We start from the raw sequence: 7,366 nt of genomic DNA, 5'->3' as shown, positions 1-7,366 counted from the left end.
ACCAGAATTCCGCCTTTCATGCGCCGTCAACATAACTAGAACCGCCGGCTGCGGCGGCACCGATCAACAGGCGCTGGCGGGGATGCCCCGCCGACTGCGGGCAGGCCGGACCACGGTCTGCCCGTTTTGCAATATCCTGTGCCTGCACGGCGCGGCGGCATTATCTTGCGTTGCAAGGGTAGTTGATCCACAAACCTTGCATGACAAGGGACAGCAGCGATTCGGCCGACCAGACAGCGCGTTGGGAAGTGCAGTTGCGCAAGGGCGTCCTGGAATTCGCGATCCTTCTGACGCTGCGCGACCGCGAGCATTACGGCTTTGAATTGACGACCAGCCTGACATCGCGGGCGCAGATCGACGTTCCCGAAGGCACGATCTATCCATTGCTGCTGCGGCTGGCGAAAGACGGCTTGATCGAAGCCGAGTTGCGCGACGGTGAGGGCGGCGCCCCGCGAAAATACTACACGCTGACGGCCGACGGCCTTGCTTTGCTTGAAGCGATGATTCCGCGCTGGACGCGGCTTTCGTCCTCGGTCGACACCCTGCTTGCCGGAGAAAGACCATGACGGCGCCATTCGAGGATTCGGCGGCAGCCAGAATGTGGGATGCCTATTTCGCCGTGTTCGACCGCCACAGCGCCCCGCTTGGCGACGACGCCGATGCATTGCGCGCCGACCTTCAGCAGCATGTGCTGGACAGCATGGCCGCCCAGACCGGCCCGGAGGATCCGTTGCAGTGGCTGGAAGCTGCGCTTGCCCGCCTTGGCGCCCCGATCGACTATCTTCGCCCGTTGCTGGCCGACCATCACATCCAGCAGGCAACCCGCAGCTACAGCCCGCTGGCGGTGGGCAGGGGCTTGTTCCACACAGCGCTTGCAGGCGGCGGCCGGGTGGCGGGGGCAACGCTGTTTGCCATCGGCTATCTGTTCATCGCCGCGTTCATCGCAGTGGCGGTGTCGAAACCTTTTCTGTCGGACCGGGTGGGCCTGTTCCGCTACCCCGACGGCAGCATCGCGGCCGGGATCGTGGCAAGAACCGCCGAGGCCCAGGAACTTCTGGGGTGGTGGTCGATCCCGGTGTCACTGGGGCTGGCTGCGTTGATCTATCTTCTGCTGACAAAGGGCCTGCGCCGGCTGATGCGCCGGCCATGATCCCATCGGCGCCCGGTTCATTTATCCAAAAACATTGCAATACAAGGATTGCAAAATGAGAATCCGAGATCTCCGTTCCGGCGGTTTTCCATGGGGTTTTGTGCTGGGCACCTATGCCGGAAGCTGGGCGATCTGGATCGCCGGCTGGTATCTCGTCGGGCAACCCCGGCAGATCGATGCGCCGGGCGGCATGATGATGGTGGTGCTGGCAGGCTCGTTCGTGCCGGGGCTGGCTGCGGCCATCACAACGGCCTTCGAAGGCGGCGGCGCTTTGAAGGCATGGTTCCGGGCGTTCATCCATGTGCGATGCGGATGGCGGGCCTATGCCGCCGCGCTGGTGCCGTTCCCGGCTGCACTGCTTCTGCTGACTGCGGTATTCGGTTACACGCCGATCCCGGCGGCTTCCGGCGGCATGACGCCCGCGCTGTTTTATCTGACCATCTTCCCGGTTTCGATCCTGAACGGGCTTGCCACCGCCATCGTGGGTGCCGGCCCGGTCGGCGAGGAAGGCGGGTGGCGCGGCTATCTGCTGCCTCGCCTGATCGTGAAGCATGGGGAACTGCGGTCGTCGCTGGTCGTCGGCATGGTCTGGGCGCTGTGGCACCTGCCGATCATGGCCATATTTCCCGATTGGCGCGACGGCATTCCATTCTGGACCTACCTGCCGATCTATGTTGGCGGAGTGATGGCGCTGTCGTTGCTGATGACCAGGGTGTGGCGCATCGGTGGTGGCAGCCTGGTGCCGGTGATCTGGCTGCACGGGATCGTCAATGCGGCGGGTTCGATCGCGTTCAACCGCAAACTGTGGGAAAGTGGCTGGTCGGCGGAATTCGGGGCCGTTCTGTTTGGTGTGGCGGCGTTTGCGGCGGCAGCGGTGCTGTATGCGGTGAAGCCGCCGGTTCGCCGGTAACCTATGATCCTTGAGGAATCGACAGCGGCAGCGCGCTGCGGCAGGAATGTCGGCGCGCGCCGTTCCGGTGCGCCGACAGCCACCAAAGGGGAGAGAGATGTTCAGCCACATCATGTTGGGCGCCAACGACACGGCGAAATCCAAAACATTCTATGACGCCATCTTTGCAGCGATGGGTATTGCGCCCGGCGCCGAAGACGACAAGGGCCGGGTGTTCTGGATGACGCCGACCGGCATTTTCGCAATCACCAAGCCACTGGACGGCCAGCCCGCCTGCTGCGGCAACGGCTCGACCATCGGCTTTGCCATGGCCTCGCCCGAGCAGGCCGACGCATGGCACGCGGCGGGCGTGGCAGCGGGCGGCACGAGCTGCGAGGACCCGCCGGGCGTGCGCGACGGCGGTGCGATGAAGCTTTATCTGGCCTATCTGCGCGACCCGGCGGGCAACAAGCTCTGCGGGCTGTATCGGATGCCTGCCTGAACGACCTTGCGGCAGCGGCGGCTTTGGTTGCCGCTGCCGAACGGTTGGCAGGCTATTCCAGTTCCGGTTTCAGCGGGCGGCTGAGCAGCCGGTCGGTCACTTCGGCGACGCTGGCGCGGCCTGCCAGCAGATCGGCAACCGCACGGGCGATCGGCATCTCCACTCCGGCCGCATCCGCTGCCTCCTGCAATACCGGCGCCGTCATTGCGCCTTCGGCAATGCTGCGCTTGCCCGCCAGCGCCTGTTCCGCCGATTGCCCCTGCCCCAGCGCGATCCCCAGAGACATGTTGCGCGACTGCGTGGAACCGCAGGTAAGCACCAGATCGCCAAGCCCTGAAAGCCCGGCTAGCGTTTCCGGCCGCCCGCCACGCGCCACGCCGAACCTGGTCATCTCGGCGAAGCCGCGCGCGATCACCGCTGCGCGGGCGTTTTCGCCAAGCCCGGCGCCGATCACCACGCCGCAGGCGATCGCCAGCACATTCTTGACTGCGCCGCCGATCTCGCAGCCGACGACATCGTCCGACGCATAGGGACGAAACGACGGCCGGGCGAGGCGTTCCGAGAGTGCAACCGCCTGTTCCAGCGATGCGGCGGCCAGCGTCACGGCGGTTGGCAGGCCGCGCGCCGCTTCGGCGGCAAAGCTGGGGCCGGACAGCACGGCAAGATCGGAATGCGGCGCGGCTTCGGCGGCTACCTCGGCCATCAGCCGGTGGGTTCCCGCTTCGATGCCCTTGGCGCACAGCACCAGTGTCGGCCGGTGGGCAAGCGGCGCCTGCGCCAGCACACGGCCCAGAAACTGCGCGGGCGGTACCACCAGCCAGAGGTCCGCCATGCCAAGTGCGCCCGGATCGTCGGTCGCCCTGATGCGCGGCGACAGGCTGATCCCGTTCAGGAACAGCGGATTGCTGTTGGTCCGGTTCACTGCATCGACGACTTCGGCTTCGCGCGCCCACAGCAGCACATCGGCCGACTGCGCCATCACATTGGCAAGCGCGGTTCCCCAGGCGCCTGCACCAACGACTGCGATCATGCTTTCACTCCTGCTCCGCGTGCGGGTTCCGCAGTCGGATCCAGCGGCCAGCGCGGCCGCGCCTGCGGGTCTGGTTCGGGATCGAGGCCGGCCTGCATTCGTTCAAGCGCCGCCCATGCGATCATCGCCGCGTTGTCGGTGCACAAGCGCAACGGCGGGGCGACGAACGGCAGATCGTTGGCGCGCGCCACATCTTCGAGTGCGGCGCGCACGGCCCGGTTGGCGGCGACACCGCCCGCCACCACCAGCGCCGTCGGCCCGGCCATGCGGCGCAGGGCGATACGGGTGCGGTCGGCAAGGCAGTCGGTGACGGCGGCCTGAAAGCTGGCGGCAATGTCGGCCGGGCGGAACTGGCCGCTTTGGTGGGCGCGCAGCACTGCGGTTTTCAGCCCGGCGAAACTGAAATGCGGCTCTCGGGAACCGACCAGCGGGCGCGGCAGCGGCACGGCGCGGCTGTCGCCCTGCTGCGCCGCGTGCTCGACGGCGGGGCCGCCGGGAAAGCCCAGCCCCAGCATTTTCGCCACCTTGTCGAAGGCTTCACCCGCCGCATCGTCGATGGTGGTTGCAAGGCGGCGATAGCGGCCGACAGCTTCGACTGCGATCAACTGGCAGTGACCCCCTGAAACCAGCAGCAGCAGATAGGGAAAGCGCAGCGCCGGATCGACGAGGCGCGGCGACAGCGCATGGCCTTCCAGATGGTTGATGCCCCAGAGCGGCTTTGCGGCGGCAAAGGCAAGTGCCTTTCCGGCAACCAGCCCCACCATCACCCCGCCGACGAGGCCCGGACCGGCGGTTGCGGCGATCCCGCTCAATTCGCCGGGCTGCACACCGGCTTCGGCCAGCACGTCGCGCAGCATCGGGCCGATGCGTTCGGCGTGCGCGCGCGCCGCCAGTTCAGGCACCACGCCGCCGAACGGCCGGTGCGCTTCCTCCTGGCTGGCGATGCGCTCGGCCAGAATCCGGCGATCGGCCGTCACCAGCGCGACGGCGGTTTCGTCGCAGCTCGACTCGATGCCGAGCACCAGCGTCATGCGTTGCCGGCGTCGTCGCCTTCGCCGCCCTCGGCGCCTTCGCCGCCCTCGGCGCCTTCGTTCGTGTCGCCGTCGTTGTCGCTGTCGTCGTCGCTCTCGCGGATGCGGGCCGCCGACACCACATGTTCGGCGTCGGCGACGCGGAACAGGGTGACGCCCTGCGTTGCGCGGCCGGCGATCCGGATGTCGCCCACCGGCATGCGGATCAGCTTGCCCTGATCCGTCACCAGCATCAGTTGCTCGGTCGGCTCTACGGGGAAGCTGGCGACGACATGGCCGTTGCGATCCGAGGTGTCGATGTTGACGATCCCCTTGCCGCCCCGGTTGGTGCGCCGGTATTCGAACGCCGAACTGCGCTTGCCATAGCCGTTGGCGGTGATCGTCAGGATGAACTGCTCGGCCTCGGTCAGATAGGCGAACCGCTCGTCGTCCAGCCCCTCAAGCGGTGCCGGATCGGACTTCCATGCGGCCGACTTCAGATAATATTCGCGTTCCTCGGTGGTGGTGCCCACCCGGCGCAGGATCGAAAGCGAGATGACTTCGTCGCCCTGTTCCAGATCCATGCCGCGCACGCCGGTCGATGTCCGGCTCTGGAACTCGCGGACGGCCGTCGCTTCGAAGCGGATTGCCTTGCCCGACCGCGCCGCCAGCAGCACGTCCTGCGATTCATGGCAGAGCGCGACGCCGATCAGCCGGTCGTCCGAGCCTTCCTCGAAGCGCATGGCGATCTTGCCGTTCGAGGGCACGTTGGCGAATGCGTCCATGCTGTTGCGCCGGACAAGGCCGCGCGCCGTTGCGAACATGACGTGCAACTGGCTCCATTCGGCTTCGTCTTCGGGCAGCGGCAGCACGGTCTGGATGGTTTCGCCCGGTTCCAATGGCAGCAGGTTCGCCATCGCCCGCCCCTTGGACTGCGGCGTCCCCTCGGGCAGTTTCCAGACCTTCATCCGGTAAACCTTGCCGAAGGTCGAGAAGAACAGCACCGGCGCGTGCGTCATGGCGACGAACAGTTCGGTGATGACGTCTTCTTCCTTGGTCGCCATGCCGGTGCGGCCCTTGCCGCCGCGTTTCTGCGCACGATAGCTGTCGAGGCTGACCCGTTTGATCCAGCCCGAGTGCGTGACGGTGACCACCATGTCTTCGCGGGCGATCAGATCTTCGTCCTCGACATCGTCGGCCTGCACCAGTTCCGAACGGCGCGGCGTGCTGAACTGGTCGCGGACTTCGATCAGCTCGCCGCGCAGCACCTCGACGAGGCGCGCCCGGCTGGAAAGGATGTCGAGCAGGTCGGCGATGGTGGCTGCCAGCTCCTTCAGCTCGTCGCCGATCTCGTCGCGGCCGAGCGCCGTCAGCCGGTGCAGGCGAAGGTCGAGGATGGCGCGGACCTGTGCTTCGGAAAGGCGGTAGCCGTCGGCCATGTCGCCGGGCAGCGAGGCGTCGTCATCGATCAGCGCCACATAAGGGGCGATTTCGGCGGCGGGCCACGATTTCGTCATCAGTGCTTCGCGCGCGTCGGCGGGTGTCGGCGATCCGCGGATGATCGCCACCACCTCGTCGAGGTTCGAAACAGCGATCACCAGGCCCAGCAGCAGGTGCGCCCGGTCGCGCGCCTTTGCCAGCAGGAAGCGCGAACGGCGGCCGATCACCTCCTCGCGGAACAGCACGAAGGCTTCGATCACGTCGCGCAGCGAAAGCTGTTCCGGGCGACCACCGCGCAGCGCCAGCATGTTGACGGCGAAGCTGGATTGCGCGGGCGTGTGCCGCCACAACTGGTTCAGCACCACCTCGGGGACAGCGTCGCGCTTCAGTTCGAGGACGATGCGGACGCCTTCGCGGTTGGATTCGTCGCGCAGGTCGGAAACGCCTTCGACCCGCTTGTCCTTGATGGCGTCGGCGATCTTTTCCACCAGGCCGGCCTTGCCGACCTGATAGGGAATTTCCGTCAGCACCAGTTGCTGGCCCCGGCCCGCACGGTCTTCGAGGTCGTGGCGGCTGCGCATCATGATCGAGCCGCGCCCAGTGGTCATGGCGCTGGCGATGCCGTTGGTCCTGAGGATCAGGGCGCCCGTTGGGAAATCCGGCGCCGGGACATGTTCCATCAGCGCTTCCGAGGTGAGCGACCGGTCGTCGAGCCACGCGAGGCAGGCGTTCACCACTTCGCCCAGATTGTGCGGGGCGATGTTGGTCGCCATGCCGACGGCAATGCCGCCTGCGCCGTTCACCAGCAGATTCGGGAAACGCGCCGGCAGCACGGCAGGTTCCTGTTCCTGGCCGTCGTAGTTGGGGACGAAATCCACCGTGTCCTTGTCGAGGTCGTCGAGCAGGGCTTCGGCGGGCTTCGAAAGCCGGGCTTCGGTGTAGCGCATGGCCGCCGGCGGATCCGGGTCCATGCTGCCGAAGTTGCCCTGACCGTCGATCAGGGTGAGGCGCATCGACCAGTCCTGCGCCATGCGGGCGAGGGCGTCGTAGATGGCGCTGTCGCCGTGCGGGTGATATTTACCCATCACGTCGCCGACGATGCGGGCCGACTTGCGATAGGGCTTGTTGCTGGTGAAGCCGTTCTCGTGGCTGCCGAACAGGATGCGCCGGTGCACGGGCTTCAGCCCGTCGCGTACGTCCGGCAGGGCGCGGCTTACGATCACCGACATCGCATAGTCGAGATAGGAGGAACGCATTTCCTCGACGAGGTTGACGGGGGCGATGTCGCTGCCGGGGGCAGGAGGTTCGGTCGCAAGGGTGTCGGACATGCGATCTTCCCTAGTCG

General features: G+C 66.6%; 7 protein-coding genes. 4 read left to right on the top strand and 3 right to left on the bottom strand.

Translation table 11 applies throughout. The features are described 5' to 3' along the window. Positions 1-200 precede the first annotated feature (200 nt). The 4 genes from AC16JP_RS06260 (at position 201) to AC16JP_RS06245 (ending at position 2,541) form a co-directional block, all read left to right on the top strand. Complete coding sequence (locus AC16JP_RS06260) at positions 201-566, top strand: PadR family transcriptional regulator (RefSeq protein WP_484339743.1); 366 nt, start codon at positions 201-203, stop codon at positions 564-566. Beyond that, the gene (locus tag AC16JP_RS06255) at positions 563-1,150 is read left to right on the top strand and encodes a hypothetical protein (protein WP_484339742.1); all 588 of its coding nucleotides are present in this window, start codon (positions 563-565) and stop codon (positions 1,148-1,150) included. The genes AC16JP_RS06260 and AC16JP_RS06255 overlap by 4 nt, the downstream gene beginning before the upstream one ends. 55 nt (positions 1,151-1,205) lie before the next feature. Further along, complete coding sequence (locus tag AC16JP_RS06250; protein ID WP_484339741.1) at positions 1,206-2,060, top strand: CPBP family glutamic-type intramembrane protease; 855 nt, start codon at positions 1,206-1,208, stop codon at positions 2,058-2,060. Positions 2,061-2,157: 97 nt separating this feature from the next. Further along, positions 2,158-2,541, top strand: a complete 384-nt coding sequence (locus tag AC16JP_RS06245) for a VOC family protein (protein WP_484339740.1) — start codon at positions 2,158-2,160, stop codon at positions 2,539-2,541. Positions 2,542-2,593: 52 nt separating this feature from the next. On the opposite strand, the gene AC16JP_RS06240 is transcribed toward AC16JP_RS06245, so the two are convergent. Genes AC16JP_RS06240 through gyrA form a run of 3 tightly spaced genes read right to left on the bottom strand, consistent with a single transcriptional unit; the run spans position 2,594 to position 7,349 of the window. After that, entirely contained in the window at positions 2,594-3,571 is a 978-nt protein-coding gene (locus tag AC16JP_RS06240; protein WP_484339739.1) for an NAD(P)H-dependent glycerol-3-phosphate dehydrogenase, read from the bottom strand. After that, complete coding sequence (gene tsaD / locus AC16JP_RS06235; protein ID WP_484339738.1) at positions 3,568-4,602, bottom strand: tRNA (adenosine(37)-N6)-threonylcarbamoyltransferase complex transferase subunit TsaD; 1,035 nt, start codon at positions 4,600-4,602, stop codon at positions 3,568-3,570. The genes AC16JP_RS06240 and tsaD overlap by 4 nt, the downstream gene beginning before the upstream one ends. Beyond that, positions 4,599-7,349: a DNA gyrase subunit A gene (gene gyrA, locus AC16JP_RS06230; protein ID WP_484339737.1), complete on the bottom strand. Its 2,751-nt coding sequence runs from the start codon at positions 7,347-7,349 to the stop codon at positions 4,599-4,601. Before gyrA ends, tsaD begins: the two co-directional genes overlap by 4 nt. Positions 7,350-7,366 lie beyond the last annotated feature (17 nt).

The organism is Sandaracinobacteroides sp. (assembly GCF_057137845.1).
This window is presented reverse-complemented; position numbering and strand designations above follow the sequence as displayed.